General features: G+C 72.3%; 11 protein-coding genes, 1 tRNA gene and 1 riboswitch. Of the genes, 7 read left to right on the forward strand and 5 right to left on the reverse strand.

The window, feature by feature from the left end; translation table 11 throughout:
- The first annotated feature begins 90 nt into the window (after positions 1–90).
- Both ACEY2A_RS00185 and ACEY2A_RS00190 read left to right on the forward strand, forming a co-directional pair.
- The gene (locus ACEY2A_RS00185; protein ID WP_374928888.1) at positions 91–1,242 is read left to right on the forward strand and encodes an alcohol dehydrogenase catalytic domain-containing protein; all 1,152 of its coding nucleotides are present in this window, start codon (positions 91–93) and stop codon (positions 1,240–1,242) included.
- A 27-nt stretch (positions 1,243–1,269) separates the two neighbouring features.
- On the forward strand, positions 1,270–2,535 hold the full coding sequence (locus tag ACEY2A_RS00190; RefSeq protein ID WP_374928889.1) for a DUF6350 family protein: 1,266 nt from the start codon (positions 1,270–1,272) through the stop codon (positions 2,533–2,535).
- On the opposite strand, the gene ACEY2A_RS00195 is transcribed toward ACEY2A_RS00190, so the two are convergent.
- Positions 2,519–2,935, reverse strand: a complete 417-nt coding sequence (locus ACEY2A_RS00195; protein WP_374928890.1) for a hypothetical protein — start codon at positions 2,933–2,935, stop codon at positions 2,519–2,521. The genes ACEY2A_RS00190 and ACEY2A_RS00195 overlap by 17 nt on opposite strands.
- A gap of 49 nt (positions 2,936–2,984) precedes the next feature.
- Entirely contained in the window at positions 2,985–3,980 is a 996-nt protein-coding gene (locus ACEY2A_RS00200) for an IS481 family transposase (RefSeq protein WP_374927840.1), read from the reverse strand.
- A 138-nt stretch (positions 3,981–4,118) separates the two neighbouring features.
- Between ACEY2A_RS00200 and htpX the strand changes: the two genes are divergently transcribed.
- Both htpX and pepN read left to right on the forward strand, forming a co-directional pair.
- Positions 4,119–4,982: a zinc metalloprotease HtpX gene (htpX, locus tag ACEY2A_RS00205; protein ID WP_374928891.1), complete on the forward strand. Its 864-nt coding sequence runs from the start codon at positions 4,119–4,121 to the stop codon at positions 4,980–4,982.
- A gap of 52 nt (positions 4,983–5,034) precedes the next feature.
- Positions 5,035–7,572 (forward strand): aminopeptidase N, encoded by a 2,538-nt coding sequence (pepN, locus tag ACEY2A_RS00210; RefSeq protein WP_374928892.1) that lies wholly within the window; start codon positions 5,035–5,037, stop codon positions 7,570–7,572.
- Between the two features lie 62 nt (positions 7,573–7,634).
- Here the strand turns inward: pepN and ACEY2A_RS00215 are convergent, their stop codons facing one another.
- Positions 7,635–8,432, reverse strand: coding sequence for a methylenetetrahydrofolate reductase (locus ACEY2A_RS00215; RefSeq protein ID WP_374928893.1), 798 nt, complete (start codon positions 8,430–8,432; stop codon positions 7,635–7,637).
- A gap of 62 nt (positions 8,433–8,494) precedes the next feature.
- Positions 8,495–12,157, reverse strand: coding sequence for a methionine synthase (gene metH / locus ACEY2A_RS00220; RefSeq protein ID WP_374928894.1), 3,663 nt, complete (start codon positions 12,155–12,157; stop codon positions 8,495–8,497).
- A gap of 84 nt (positions 12,158–12,241) precedes the next feature.
- Positions 12,242–12,361: riboswitch (SAM riboswitch) on the reverse strand.
- Between the two features lie 59 nt (positions 12,362–12,420).
- On the opposite strand from metH, the gene ACEY2A_RS00225 reads away from it, so the two are divergent.
- A complete protein-coding gene (locus ACEY2A_RS00225; RefSeq protein WP_374928895.1) occupies positions 12,421–13,002 on the forward strand; it encodes a GNAT family N-acetyltransferase in 582 nt (193 codons plus the stop codon).
- 56 nt (positions 13,003–13,058) lie between these two features.
- Here ACEY2A_RS00225 and ACEY2A_RS00230 read toward each other — a convergent pair whose 3' ends face one another.
- Positions 13,059–13,562 carry a YajQ family cyclic di-GMP-binding protein gene (locus ACEY2A_RS00230; RefSeq protein ID WP_374928896.1) on the reverse strand — a complete coding sequence of 168 codons (504 nt, stop codon included), beginning with the start codon at positions 13,560–13,562 and terminating at the stop codon, positions 13,059–13,061.
- A gap of 74 nt (positions 13,563–13,636) precedes the next feature.
- Here ACEY2A_RS00230 and ACEY2A_RS00235 point away from each other — a divergent pair.
- Both ACEY2A_RS00235 and ACEY2A_RS00240 read left to right on the forward strand, forming a co-directional pair.
- Positions 13,637–13,722 (forward strand) — tRNA-Tyr (locus ACEY2A_RS00235).
- Between the two features lie 90 nt (positions 13,723–13,812).
- Positions 13,813–15,213 carry an MFS transporter gene (locus ACEY2A_RS00240; protein WP_374928897.1) on the forward strand — a complete coding sequence of 467 codons (1,401 nt, stop codon included), beginning with the start codon at positions 13,813–13,815 and terminating at the stop codon, positions 15,211–15,213.
- Positions 15,214–15,237: the final 24 nt, after the last annotated feature.

Raw genomic sequence — 15,237 nt, forward strand, 5'->3', positions numbered from 1 at the left:
GGCCCGTCCCCACCGGGGGGCGGGCCGCTGCGCTGTGTCGCCCCCCCTCCTCGATGGGGTGACCTCACCGGCAGGGCATAGGTTGCGGCCATGAGCACGCACCCCGACCCCCTGCGCACCACCGGCGCGGTCCTGCACACGCTGCAGGCCGCCGCCCCGTACGCCGACTCCGCCCCGATGCGGGTGCAGGAGCTCGAGCTGGACCCGCCCGGCGAGCGCGAGGTCCTGGTGCGCATCGAGGCCGCGAGCGTGTGCCACTCCGACCTCTCGGTGGTGCAGGGAAGGCGCCCCCGCCCGGTGCCGATGCTGCTGGGACACGAGTCCGCCGGCGTGGTGGAGGAGATCGGATCCGGGGTCACCACCGTGGAGGTGGGGGACCGGGTGGTGATGACCTTCCTGCCCCGCTGCGGTGAGTGCGAGGCCTGCGCCACCCAGGGGCGGCTCCCGTGCACCCTGGGCTCGCAGGCCAACGAGCGGGGTGACCTGCTCTCCGGGGGACGCCGCCTCCACGCGCAGGGCGAGTCGGTGGCGCACCACCTGGGGGTCTCGGGCTTCGCCACCCGGGCGGTGGTCGACGAGCGCTCGGTGGTGCCGGTGGACGCGGACGTGCCGGCCGACGTCGCCGCGGTGCTGGGCTGCGCGGTGCTGACCGGCGGTGGGGCGGTGGTGAACGTGGTGGACCTGCCGGCGCCCACCGGGGTCGTGGTGGTGGGCCTGGGCGGGGTGGGCATGGCCGCCGTGCTGGTGGCCGGGGCGCTGGGCCACGAGGTGGTGGGAGTGGACGGCGTGGCCTCCAAGCGGGAGCTGGCCCTCGAGCTGGGAGCCAGCAGGACCTTCGCGCCGCAGGAGGCCGAGGAGCAGGAGCTGCGCGGCGCGCTGGTGGTGGACGCCACCGGCAACCCGCGCGGGTTCGAGACCGCCGTCGCGCTGACCGGGCCGGGTGGCACCACCGTCACCGTCGGTCTGCCCCCGGCGGACGCGGAGAGCACCCTGCGGCCGCTCGGTCTGGTGGCCCAGGCGCGCACCATCACCGGGAGCTACCTGGGCTCGGCGGTGCCGCAGCGGGACATCCCCCGGTTCGTCGACCTCTGGCGGCAGGGCCGGTTGCCGGTGGAGCGCCTCATCAGCTCCCACATCGGCCTGGAGGACATCAACCTGGCCATGGATCGCCTGGAGGCGGGCGAGGAGCTGCGCCAGGTCATCGTCCTGGACGACCGTCCGGGCGAGGCTCCGTCACCCTGACCCCTGCAGGCGCGATGATGGGCCGCGATGACCACGTCCTCCACCACCGCGCGAACCACCGCCCGTGACCGTGCCGCAGCCAGGGCGCCCGCCACGGGCGCCTCGGCCCTCGCGGCGGGGGCCGGATGGGGCGTGCTCGTCACGCTCCTGGCCCACGCCCTGGTGGCGGGCCTGGCCTTCGCGGCCTGGGTCAGTGCACCCTCCAGCACGCTCTCGGCGGCGCAGGCCGGGCGGGAGGGGGTGCGCCTGACGCAGTTGGCGCAGGGTGCGCGCCTCGAGGTGGGGGACCCACTGGCGGTGGCCGGTGAGGTCACGCGGTGGAGCCTGGTGGGCGGTCCCACCCTGGTCACCCTGGCCTGGGCCGGGGCACTGTTCTGGACCCTCCGGCGGCTGGTGCGGGGGCTGTTCGTGGACCCGGACCTGCCCGGCAGTGTTCCGGCCGCGGCCGTCGCCGGTGGGGTCACGGGGGCGGTGGCCACCAGCCTGGCCCTCGGGCTGGCCGTGGGCTCGCTGCCGGAGGCCGGCGGTCTCGTCCGGTGGCTGGTGCTCATGACCTGTACGGCTGCCCTGGCCTGTGGTGCTGGGGCGCTGGCCGGCTCCCCGGCACGGCGGGTGGACGGGTGGTTCTCCGGCTGGCCGGGGAACGCCGGGGAGGTGCTGCAGGACGCCGCCGGGCCGGCGCTGCGGGCCGCATCGCTGCTGGCGCTGGCCGGGCTGGTGGCGCTGGTCGCCCTGCTCGCGGCCGGGTTCGATCAGGTCGTTGCGGTGCACGGGGCCCTGGCACCCGGGACGCTCGGGTCGGCTGTGCTCGTCCTGGCCCAGGTGGGCTGGCTGCCCACTCTGCTCCTCTGGGCCGTGGCCTGGCTCAGCGGCGCCGGGCTCGTGGTGGGGGACGCCTCGGCCACGCCGCACCAGGTGCCCGAGGTGACACTGCCGGCCATCCCGGTCCTGGGGGCCGTGCCCGATGCGGGGACCCTCCCCCAGGCGTGGTGGCTGGTCCTGCTGACCGGTGTGGCCGTCGGCGCGCTGCTGCCCGGGGCCGTGCGGGGTCGGCTGGCCGAGTTCGTGGAGGACGCGACGTGGCTGGACGTGGCCTGGCGCTGCCTGGTGGCCGGTCTGCTGGTGGGCGCGGGCGTGAGCTTCCTCGGCCTCCACGCCACGATGGGGGTGGCCCCCGGTCCGTTGTCGGTGGTGGCACCCAGCGTGTGGGCGGGACCGGCGGTGGCCGGCCAGCTGGTGCTCGGCGCCGCGCTGCGGCTCGCGGTGGAGCGGGTCGTCAGCCGCCCTGCGTGAACCGGGAGAAGGTGTCGGTCCAGTTCTCCGTGCACTCCGACTGCGCCTCCAGGGTGTTGGCGGAGTCGATGCACTCCTGCAGGGCCATGGAGTTGTCGAAGAAGAGATAGGGCAGGAGGGTCCCGGCCAGCACCATGGAGGCCAGGACGAAGCCCAGGGCGGTCCAGATGACGGCCACCGCGGGGGCGCGCCCGACCTGGGCCCGCAGGGTCCGCACGAAGTAGAACAGGCTCGGCAGCAGCGCCACGACCGCCAGCAGGTTGCGCGGCATGGCCAGCATGCCAAGCAGGACGCCGACGATCAGCAGGATCCCCGCGCGACGGGAGTCCTTCAGGGACTGCATCACCGTCTCGTCCTGGGCCGGGGTGGGGCGCTGGGGCGGGGGTGCTGACTGCGGCACGGGTCTCCTGCGGGTCGGGGGGCAGCGTCTGCCCCAGGGTCCGCTGAGTCTAGGTGTGATGTCCAGCCAGGTTGTTGAGCCTGGTGACGGGTGGGGCTCCGATCGCGGAGTGGACCCGGTGGTGATTGTAGAAGTGGATCCACCCTGGTAGGGCGTCGCGTCGTTCGGTCTCACTGGTGTAGAGCCGGGCGTAGGCCCAGCCGTCGGCCAGGGTGCGGTGGAAGCGTTCGATCTTCCCGTTGGTCTGCGGCCGATACGGGCGGGTCCGTCTGGGGGTGATCCCCAGGTCGGCGCAGGCCTGGCTCCAGGCGCCGGACCTGTAGGCCGAACCGTTGTCCGACAGCACCCGCTCGACCGTGACGCCACGGTCGGCGAACCACGCGACGGCCCGGCGCAGCACACCGATCGCGGTTTCCTTGCGTTCATCGGCGTGCACCTCGACGTAGGCGACCCGGGAGTGGTCATCGATCACGGTGTGCAGGTGCCCCACGCCCAGTCGTGGCTGGTGCCGGTGGTCGCGGGTGCCTTCCCGGTCCGACGTCGCCGCACGGTGCTTCAGGCCCCGCTGCCGGCCGACGAAGCGGTGCCCACCCCCGTCAGGGATCCGTCCGAACTTCGTGACGTCGACGTGGATCAGCGACCCGGGGTAGGGGTGCTCGTACCGGCGGACTGGTTCACCGGTGACCCGGTCGATGCGGGCCAGCCGGTTCAGCCGGCAGCGCACGAGCACGGCATGGACCGTGGAGGCTGGCATGCCCAGCTCGCCGGCGATCTGTACCGGGCCGAGCCGGCGTCGCCACCTGGCCTTCACGATCTTCTTCACCACTGCTGGTGGTGTCTTGGTCGGCATCACGTGGGGCCGGCTGGTGCGATCTGTCATCCCGGCCGGTCCCTCGTCCCGGTACCGGGCAGCCCATTTGCGGGCCGTGGGTGGTGAGACCAGGAACATCTTGGCTGCCACGGCCACCGGCCACCCCTCTTCGACGATGAGCTTGGCCAGCCGCATCCGAGCGCGTGGAGTCAGAGCGGCGTTAGCGTGGGACATGAAGGCCTCCTGGGTGCGCGAAGCGGTTCTTAGACAGCTCCACTCTCGCAACAGGAGGCCTTCACCTATCAGCGAGTCCCGCAACAACCTCCCTGGACATCACATCTAGGAGGCGGCGGGCAGTGGCAGGATCAGGTCATGAGGAAGCACCACAACGGGTTGAAGACCACCCTGCTGTTCGCGCTCATCTGGGCACTCTTCCTGGCCATGGGGGCGCTCGTCGGCGGTGGCCGGTACATCTGGATCTTCGCCGTGTTCGGTCTGCTCTCCACGGCGTACACCTACTGGAACTCCGACAAGCTGGCCATCCGCGCCATGCGGGCCCGGGAGGTGGGGCCGCACGAGGCGCCGCACATGCACCGCATCGTCACGGAGCTCGCGGCCACGGCCGGGCAGCCGATGCCGCGCCTGTACGTCTCGCCGACCACCGCGCCCAACGCCTTCGCCACCGGTCGCAACCCCCAGAACGCCGCGGTGTGCTGCACCACCGGCATCCTGGAGCTGCTCGACGAGCGCGAGCTGCGAGGTGTGCTGGGGCACGAGCTCATGCACGTCTACAACCGCGACATCCTCACCTCCGCGGTCGCCTCGGCCATCTCCGGTGTGATCACCTCCGTGGCGCAGATGATGTTCTTCTTCGGTGGTGGACAGGACCGCCCCAACCCCTTGGCGATGCTGGCGATGGTCCTGCTGGCACCGTTGGGAGCCACGGTCATCCAGCTGGCCATCAGCCGCACCCGCGAGTTCGACGCCGACGAGGACGGGGCCCGCCTCACCGGTGACCCGCTGGCGCTGGCCAGTGCGCTGCGCAAGATCGAGCGGGGTGCCTCGGCCCGCCCGCTGCGCCCCGAGCCCCGGCTGGAGAGCGTGAGCCACATGATGATCGCCAACCCCTTCAGGGGCAGTGACGTGGCGCGGCTCTTCTCCACCCACCCGCCGATGGACCAGCGGGTGGCGCGGCTGGAGGCGATGGCGCAGCACCAGCCCCGCACCGGCCGCTGAGCCGGCGGGAACCCGGTGGCCCGGTCGGCGGGTGGGCAGGCAGGATGGGCCCATGCCCTCGCTGACCCGTGACGAAGCCCAGGCCCGCGCCTCCCTCATCGATGTGGAGTCGATGGAGGTCGAGCTCGACCTGACCACCAGCACCTCCACCTTCGAGTCCGAGACCCAGATCGTCTTCCGGGCCGATGCGGCGGAGCCCACCTTCGTGGACCTCAAGGCCGTCGACGTGCACGAGGTGGAGCTGAACGACGAGGCCCTGGACCCCGCAACGGTGGTGGACGGGCGCCTGCCGATCACGCCGCAGCAGGGGCGCAACACCCTCGCGGTGCGCGCGACCATGCCCTTCTCGAACGACGGGCAGGGCCTGCACCGCTCGGTGGACCCGGAGGACCACGGCGAGTACTTGTACGGCCACCTGTTCCTGGATGCCGCCCCCAAGGTGTTCGCCTGCTTCGACCAGCCGGACCTCAAGGCGCCCTACACCGTGTCGGTGAAGGCTCCCGAGGAGTGGATCGTCACCGGCAACGGTGACCCCACCCACGAGGGGCACGGCATCTGGCGCCTGGCCACCACCAAGCCGCTGTCCACCTACTTCGTCACCGTGTGCGCCGGCCCCTACGTCTCGCAGCGCGACACCTGGCGGGGGCCGGACGGCCAGGTGGTGCCGCTGGTGCTGCACGCGCGGGCGTCGCTGGCGGCCGAGCTCGAGGCGCAGGCGCCGCAGATGTTCGAGGTCACGCGGCAGTGCATGAGCTACTTCCACGAGCTGTTCGGCATCGACTACCCGTTCGGCGAGTACCACCAGATCTTCGTGCCGGAGTTCAACGCCGGTGCCATGGAGAACCCGGGCTGCGTGACCTTCCGCGACCAGTACGTCTTCCAGGGGGCGATCACCCGCGAGGGGCTGCTGACGCGCTCCAACACCATCGCGCACGAGATGGCGCACATGTGGTTCGGCGACCTGGTGACCCCGGTGTGGTGGGACGACCTGTGGCTCAACGAGTCCTTCGCCGAGTACATGGCCCACCGGGCGTGTGTGGGGGCCACGGAGTTCACCGAGGCGTGGGTGGACTTCGGTGTGGGCCGCAAGCCGTGGGGATACGCGGCGGAGCGCTCGCCGTCCACGCACCCGGTGGCTGGTTCGCCGGCACCGGACGGGGACACGGCGCTGCAGAACTTCGACGGCATCAGCTACGCCAAGGGCGCCTCGGCGCTGCGGCAGCTCATCGAGTGGATGGGGGACGAGGCCTTCATCGCGGGCGTGCGCGACCACCTGACCACGCACTCCTACGGCAACGCGACGCTGGCGGACTTCCTGGGCTCCATGGAGAGTGCGTCGGGGCGTGACGTGCAGGGTTGGGCGGCGGCCTGGCTGGAGACGGCGGGGCTGGACCGGATCTCGGTGGAGCTGACCACGCGGACGGATGCGGACGGCATCGAGGTCATCGACACCGCTGCCGTGCTGCGCGAGCAGCCCACCGAGGTGGCGGGGCAGCCGGTGGAGCCGGCCGACCGGCCGCACGCGCTCAGCATCGCGGGGTGGACCGACGGTGACCGGGCATGGTCGGTGGAGGTCGAGCTGGACGCCGACCGGGTGGAGGTCCCCGAGCTGGCCGGGCGCCCCGTGCCACGGCTGGTGGTGCCCAACGCGGCGGACACGACCTGGGCCACGGCGGTGCTCGATGAGGAGTCGCTGGCCGCGCTGCCGGCGCAGCTCCCGCAGGTGGAGGACCCCGCCACGCGGGCGATGCTGTGGGCGGCGCTGTTCGACGCGGTCGCCGACGGCGGGGCGGACCCGCGACACCTGGTGCGCACCTTCGCGGCGGCCTTCCCGGTGGAGAACGATGCCTCGGTGCTGGCGATCTCCGGGGGGATCACGGCGCGCGTGGTGCGCACGATGGTGCCCGCGGCGGAGCGTGACACCCAGCTGGAGGTGCTGGCCGCTGCCGGGCGGGAGCGGATGCGCTCGGCCGAGGCGGGCACCTCCGAGGCGTGGCTGGGGGCGCGGGTGGTGGCCACCTGCTCCACGGACGCCGAGGAGCTGCGTGCCTGGGCCCGCGGCGAGGACCTGCCCCAGGGTCTGGAGACCGACGACGAGTTCCGGTGGTTCGCCGTGAAGCGCCTGGCGCAGCTGGGCGGGTTGGACGGTGAGCTGGAGCTGATGGGCGAGCACGACCGGTCGCTGGCCGGGCAGCTGTCGGGGCTCATGGCGCGGGCCTCGCAGCCGGATGCGGAGTCCAAGGCCTGGGCCTGGGAGCAGCTGGCCGGGCGCGACTCGGGCCGCAGCAACTACGAGCGCAACAACCTGGCGCAGGGCTTCTGGGCCTCGGGTGGGCCGGAGCTGCTGACGCCCTACGTGGAGCGCTACCTCACCGAGGTGCCGGGCCTGTCCGGTGTGGTCGGCGAGGACGCCCTGGCGCGGGTCGCGCAGCTGGCCTTCCCCCTGGCGGTTCCCACGCAGGCCACGGCCGATGCGGTGGACGCCGTCCTGGCTGGCGACGCGGTCTCCCCCGCCGTGCGGCGCAGCATGGTCGACCAGCGCTCGGTGCTCGGTGAGGTGCTGCGCTCGCAGCAGCGGTACGGGGCCTGAGCTCCGGGGCAGGGCGCCTGACGCCCCCGGGGTGACCCTGCGCGGCTCACCGGCAGGGGCCGTCAGGCGCGCACTGGCCCGGCCACGTCCGCGCCCACCCGCAGGCCCTGCAGGTACTCCGCGGGAGAGGTGCGCACCGGCATCAGGTAGACGTTGTCCTCCCACTCGCAGGCGAGGTCGATGAGGCGCTGGGCGAACTCCCGCTGGGCCTCGATCTCCATGCTGAAGTCCTGCGGGAAGGCCACCAGGTTGCGGCGGCGCCAGTAGCCCAGGGCGCTCAGCGTGGTGACGGTCGTGGCGCCCCACCAGATGCTGAGCTCGGGGGACACCACCCGGCGCCAGGAGCGCAGGTGGTCCACGTCGAAGAACGGCTGGGTGAAGACGCCGGAGGCCCCGGCGACCAGCTTGCGCTCCAGCAGGCGCAGCTCGGCGGACATCCCCTGGCGGTAGGGGTCCAGTCCCGCGTAGACCGTCACCTCGGGCATCTCCTCGCGGAAGCGGCGGATGACGTCCACCGAGTCCACCGCGTAGGTGTGCTGCGCGAAGTAGTCGGCGTCGTCGCCGGAGACCACGAGCACCTCGGTGACGTCCCCGGCCCGCAGCGCGTCCACCATCGGCAGTGGCTCGTCGGGGTTCACGTCGCAGGCGCGGATGTGGGGGATCGCGGAGTAGGGCGCGCCGCCGGGATGACGTACCGCGCCCCGCAGCATCGGGCAGGCACGCCAGGAGCGCAGGTCGAACTTCACCAGGTCCGGCACGTTGATCGTGTCGGCCCAGGGGGCGATCTCGGGCAGGCTCGCTGCCTCGGTGAGCAGCGACTCCTCGCTGCGGGGAACCAGCTCGACGGACAGGCGGGTCATGGTGGTCCTTCCGGGTCGGCGGGACGTGGATCGGGGGGGTCTGCGGGGCCGGCGGGCGGGCCTCAGCGCAGCAGGGGGGCCAGCCAGCGCTCGGCCTCGGCCGGGTCCCAGCCCTTGCGGTGGGCGTAGTGGCGCAGCTGGTCGTCATCGATGCGGCCCACGGAGAAGTACCTCGCCTCGGGGTGGGCCAGGTACAGGCCACTCACCGCGCTGGTGGGGGTGACGGCGTGGTGCTCGGTGAGCTCCATGCCCAGGTCCCGGGCGCTGAGCAGCTCCCACAGGGTCTGCTTCTCGGTGTGATCCGGTTGGGCCGGGTAGCCCGGCGCGGGGCGGATGCCCTGGTAGCGCTCGCGGATCAGCTCGGGCACGGGCAGGTCCTCCTCGGCGGAGTAGCCCCACAGGCGGGTGCGGACCTCGCGGTGGGCCCACTCGGCGAAGGCCTCGGCCAGCCGGTCGGCCAGCACCTGGACCATGATGGCGCCGTAGTCGTCGTGCTCGGCCCGCAACGATGCGGCGAGCTCGTCCGCGCCGTGGATGCTCACCGCGAAGCCCCCCACGTGGTCATCGGCGGGAGCCACGAAGTCCGCGAGCGAGGCGTAGCCGCCCCCGCTCCGGTGCTTCTGCTGCCGCAGTCCGTGGAGCACCACCTCGTCACGGCCGTCCCCGTGCGGGTCGGGCAGCACGATGTCCTCGCCGTCCGCACTGCGGTGGGCGGCCCACAGGCCCACCACGCCGCGCGGCTGCAGCAGGCCCTCGTCCATGATCCGCCGCAGCCACGCCTGGCCGTCGGCGAAGGTGGCGCGCGCCTGCTCTCCCTGCCGGGGGTCCTCGAGGATCCTGGGGTGGCTGCCCCGCAGCTCCCACGCCGTGAAGAAGGGCGTCCAGTCCACGATCTCGACGAGCTCGGCCAGGGTCGGCTGCAGCCGGTGCACCCCGGGTGAGGCGGGGGCGGGCACCGGGTCGGTCACCGCCCGCGAGTCCGCCCGCGCCTCGGCGTGGGTCACCAGGCGCGTCTCCCTGGCCCCGTGCCGCTCGCGGAGCTCGGTGTAGGTGGACGAGACCCGTTCGGCCAGGGAGTCGTTGCGGTGGATGGCGTCGGACACCACCTGCACGGCGCGGGAGGCGTCGGTCACGTGCACCACCGTGCCGTCGTACGAGGGATCGATCTTCACCGCGGTGTGCGCCACCGAGGTGGTGGCGCCGCCGATCAGCAGGGGAGTGCTCAGTCCCCGGCGCTGCATCTCGGTGCCGAGCGAGACCATCTCGTCCAGGCTGGGGGTGATCAACCCGGAGACGCCGATGACGTCGGCCCCGGTCTCGCGGGCGTGGTCCAGGATCTTCTCGGCCGGCACCATCACCCCGAGGTCGTCCACCTCGTAGCCGTTGCAGGCCAGCACCACGCCCACGATGTTCTTGCCGATGTCGTGGACGTCGCCCTTGACGGTGGCCATCACCACCCGCCCCTTGGTCCTGGCGCCGGTCTCCAGCGCTGCGGCCTCCAGGTAGGGCGTCAGGTGGGCCACGGCCTTCTTCATCACCCGGGCGGACTTGACCACCTGCGGCAGGAACATCCTGCCGCTGCCGAACAGGTCGCCCACCACGTCCATGCCGTCCATGAGCGGCCCCTCGATGACGGCCAACGGGGAGCCGAGCTCCTGGTAGGCCTCCTCGGCGTCCTCGACGGCGAAGTCGCTGATGCCGTGCACCAGCGCGTGGCGCAGGCGGTCGGCCACCGGCTCGGTCCGCCAGGCCGCCGTGGTGGCCGGCTCGGTGGAACCCGGCTCCCGGCGGTACTGCTCGGCCAGCTCCAGGAGGCGCTCGGTCGCGTCGGGGCGGCGTGCCAGCACCACGTCCTCCACGGCCTCGCGGAGCACCGGGTCGATCTCCTCGTACACGCCGAGCATGCCGGCGTTCACGATGCCCATGTCCAGCCCCGCCCGGATGGCGTGGAAGAGGAACACGGTGTGCATCGCCTCGCGCACCACGTTGTTGCCGCGGAAGGAGAACGAGACGTTCGAGATGCCACCGCTGACCAGGGTCCCGGGCAGGTTCTGCTTGATCCACCGGGTGGCCTCGATGAAGTCGAGGGCGTAGCGGTCGTGCTCGGGCATGCCGGTGGCCACGGTGAGCACGTTGGGGTCGAAGATGATGTCGTGCGGCTCCCAGCCGGCACCCACGAGCAGGTCGTGGGCACGCTGGCAGACCTCGGTGCGGCGCTCGAGGGTGTCGGCCTGGCCGGTCTCGTCGAAGGCCATCACCACCGCGGCGGCACCGTGGGCCCGCACGATGGCGGCACGTTCCAGGAAGGTCTCCTCGCCGTCCTTCAGCGAGATCGAGTTCACCACTCCCTTGCCCTGCAGGCACGCCAGGCCGGCCTCGAGGACCTCCCAGCGGGAGGAGTCCACCATCACCGGTACGCGCGCCACATCGGGCTCGGTGGCGAGCAGGTTGAGGAAGTGCGTCATCGTCGACGGCCCGTCGATCATGCCCTCGTCGACGTTGACGTCCACCATCTGTGCCCCGTTCTCCACCTGCTGGCGAGCGATGGCGACGGCGGCGTCCCAGTCACCCGACGTGACGGTCCGGGCGAACCTCGGTGAACCGGTGATGTTGGTGCGCTCGCCGATGGTGATGAAGTTCGTCTGCTCGGTGACCTCGAAGGGCTCCAGGCCGCTGGTGCGCAACCGGCGTGGCAGCTGCGGTGCCCTGCGTGGCGCGAGGCCGCTCACCGCATCGGCGATGGCGGCGATGTGCTGCGGGGTGGTGCCACAGCACCCGCCCACGATGTTGAGCACACCCTCGGCGGCGAGATCGCCCAGGACGTCGGCCATCTCCTCGGGGCTCTCGTCGTAGCCGCCGAACGCATTCGGCAGGCCGGCGTTGGGGTGCGCCGAGACCAGGGCCTCGGTGGCCCCGGCGATCTCGCGCAGGTGCGGCCGCAGGGCCGCCGGCCCCAGCGCGCAGTTCAGCCCCAGGGAGACCAGGTGGACGTGCTCGGTGGAGATCGCGAAGGCGGTGGGCGTCTGGCCCGAGAGGGTGCGCCCGGAGGCGTCGGTGATGGTCCCCGAGAGCATGACCGGGACCTGTCGGCCCATCTCGCGCGCCACGTCGTCGACGGCCCGCAGGGCAGCCTTGGCGTTGAGGGTGTCGAAGACCGTCTCCACCAGCACCAGGTCGGCCCCGCCGCGCACCAGGCCGCGCACCTGGTCGGCGTAGGCGGCACGGAGCTCGGCGTAGGTGGTGGTGCGCAGCTCCGGGCGCTCCACGTCGGGGGAGAGCGAGGCCGTGCGGTTGGTGGGGCCCACGGCTCCGGCCACCCAACGGGGGCGGCCGTCGGCGGCGGACACCTCGTCGGCCACCTCGCGGGCGATGCGGGCCGCGGCCTCGTTGAGCTCGCCCACCAGGTGCTCGCAGCCGTAGTCCGCCTGGCCGATGGCCGTGGAGCTGAAGGTGTTGGTGGACGTGATGTCCGCCCCGGCCCGGAGGTAGGCCCGGTGGACGTCGGCCACCAGGTCGGGACGGCTGAGGCACAGCAGGTCGAAGTTGCCCGCCAGGGTGCGGTCCTCGGGGGCCCCGGCGGGGTGAAAGTCCTGCTCGGTGAGCTCGCGCTGCTGGAACATCGTTCCCCACGCGCCGTCGAGCACCAGGATGCGTTCGCGGGCAGCGGCCTGGAGAGTGAGGGCCGCAGGCGTGGCCTGGGGGAGGGTGCTGCGCTCGGTGCTCATGGCGGGCCTTCCTCAGGAACCGACAACCAGTGCACCTGCAACGGGTCGCCGGGAGGAAGACCGCCGGCGAGGGTCTCGGCCGACGTCCCATCTTCCGGGTGAGCCGGGGCTCCCCGCAGGAGGTGGCACCGTTCCGTGGGGTCGCCCCCACGTCGGTTGCCCCGGCGTCATCGGTCCTGATCCCTCAGCCGGTCGTGATGGATGTGCCCGCACAGTAGCCCAGACCGGGCCGTGCGTGCTGCCCGGCTGGCTACGCTGGCGTCATGGCATGGACCCAGGTGGGCGAGGCGACGGGGTACGCGGCGGGCATCTTGGCTGGTGAGCGCACCCGGCTGCGCCCGGCCACCGAGGAGGACCTGGAGGTCCTGGCCCGGTGGTGGAACGAGCCGGAGATGAAGGTGCTGCAGGACCGCGCGGTGCGACCCCGACCGGTGGCGGCCGACGTGGAGCAGTTCCGCACCTGGTCGGCCAACGACGGTGACGGGGGCGTGGGGTTCGCCATCGACGACCTGGGCGGCACCCTCATCGGGCACGCGGTGCTGCACAGCGTCACCCAGCCGGCGCGCTGCGGCACCTTCGCCATCATGCTCGGCCCGGAGCACCAGGGCAGGGGGCTCGGGCCGGATGCCACGGCGGCCATGCTGCGCTACGGGTTCGCGGAGATGGGGCTGCACCGCATCCAGCTGGGGGTGTACGCCTACAACGACCGGGCTCTCGCGGCCTACCGGAAGGCGGGTTTCACGGAGGAGGGGCGGCGCCGGGAGGCGGTGTTCCACGACGGCGTCTTCCACGACGAGGTGCTCATGGCCGTGCTGGTGCACGAGTGGCGGGCCGCCCGGGGCTGATGCCCGGACGGCCCGCTGTCAGCTGACTGCCGTGGTGCGCCGGTGCCGCCCCGCCGTCACCGGTAGTTGGTGAAGCTCAGCGCCGCATCGATGTCGTCGTTGGCCTTGAGGGCACGCTGCACGGCCTGCAGGTCGTCGCGGCTCTTGCTGCTGACGCGCACCTCGTCGCCCTGGATGGTGGCCTTGACGGCCTTGCCGAACTCGTCGCGGATCTGCTTGGAGATCTTCTTGGCGTTCTCCTGGCTCAGACCCTCCTTGAGCACGCCCTCCAGGCGGTACTCCTTGCCGGAGGGCTTGGGCTCGGAGTCCTCGCCGAAGTCCACGGACTTCAGGGAGACCCCACGCTTCACCAGCTTGGTCTGCAGCACGTCGAGGACCGCGAGCACGCGCTCGGCGGTGTTGGCCTTCAGCAGCAGGGCGTCGCCGTTCAGCTCCACCGAGGCGCCGACGTTGCGGAAGTCGTAGCGGGTGCCGATCTCCTTGGCGGCCTGGTTGACGGCGTTGTCCACCTCCTGGCGGTCCACCTTGCTCACGACGTCGAAGGACGATTCGCTGGCCATGGGAAGCTCCTGTGGGTCGAGGGGGTCCGGTTTGGTCATCCCGGACGCTCGGGCTAGTATCGCCCCCGCAGTTTGGCAGGTTGTCCGAGCGGCCAATGGAAGCGGACTGTAAATCCGTCGGCGAAAGCCTACGCAGGTTCGAATCCTGCACCTGCCACCATCCGAGCCCCGGGGAGATCCTCCCCGGGGCTCGTTGCACACCCGGGCGGTGCCGGGCCACACCGGCCACCGCAGAGTGCGAAGGAGCGCCATGTCCACGGTGCCGCAGTCCGCATCCGTCCCCGCCGATGGGGAAGCGACGCACCGGTCGTCGCGCACCGGGGACCCCGCCGACCTCGGGCGCAGGCTGGGTGGCCTGCGTTTCAACTCCCAGCACCGCAAGCTGATCACCGGGTCGGGGGTGGGCTGGGCCCTGGATGCCATGGACGTCGGGCTGATCTCGTTCGTGATGGCGGCGCTGGCCTCCGAGTGGGACCTGTCCAAGACCGAGCTCTCGTGGGTGGCGTCCATCGGCTTCCTGGGCATGGCCATCGGGGCCACCTTCGGCGGGCTGCTGGCGGACCGCTTCGGGCGTCGCAACGTGTTCGCGGCCACGCTGTTGGTGTACGGCCTGGCCACGGGCGCGAGCGCCCTGGCCTGGTCGCTCGGGGCGTTGCTCGCGTTCCGCTTCCTGGTGGGCCTGGGGCTCGGTGCGGAGCTGCCGGTGGCCTCCACCCTGGTGTCGGAGCTGTCGCCCACCCGCATCCGGGGGCGGATGGTGGTGGCCCTGGAGTCCTTCTGGGCGGTGGGTTGGATCCTGGCGGCGGCCATCGGCTACTTCGCGGTGCCGGACCTCGGGTGGCGCTGGGCGCTGGCCCTGGGTGTGGTGCCTGCCCTGTATGCGGCGGTGGTCCGATGGGGCCTGCCCGAGTCCCCGTTGTGGCTGGCCTCCCGGGGGCGGACCGTTGAGGCGGAGGAGGTCGTCCGCCGCTTCGAGGCGGCGGCCACGCACCCCCCATCGGCTCCTGCCCCCACCCCCTCACCCGCCGCCCCGCCCGCGCGGGCCGATGCGGCGGGCCCACCCGCCACGGGCCTGTGGTCCTCCCGCTTCGGTCGCCGCACGCTGGGCATCTGGGCCATCTGGTTCCTCGTGAACTTCAGCTACTACGGCGCGTTCATCTGGTTGCCGACCCTGTTGGTCGACCGGGGCTTCGACATCGTGCAGTCCTTCGGGTACGTCCTGCTGATGACGCTCGCCCAGCTGCCGGGGTACCTGGTGGCTGCGGTGCTGATCGAGACCTGGGGGCGCCGCGCCACGCTGGCCACCTTCCTGGTGGGATCGGCTGCTGCCGCGGTGGGCTTCGGTCTGGCCGACTCGCTGCCGGTGCTGCTGGTCACCGGTGCGGCCCTGTCCTTCTTCAACCTGGGTGCCTGGGGTGCTCTGTACGCGGTGACGCCGGAGATCTACCCCACACGGCTGCGGGGTGCTGGTGCGGGTGCGGCGGCGGGCTTCGGCCGGATCGCCAGCATCATCGCGCCCCTGCTGGTCCCGGTGCTCCTCCCGGGCATCGGGGCAGTCGGCGTCTTCGTGGTCTTCGCGGTGGCCTTCGCCGTGGCGGCGCTGGCGACCGCGTTGCTGCCGGACCGCGCCGGGGTGGCGTTGGAGGCCTGAGCGCCGCCCAGCCGGATGCGGTGC

The organism is Kytococcus sedentarius (assembly GCF_041937525.1).
GTDB classification, from domain to species: Bacteria; Actinomycetota; Actinomycetes; order Actinomycetales; family Dermatophilaceae; genus Kytococcus; species Kytococcus sedentarius_A.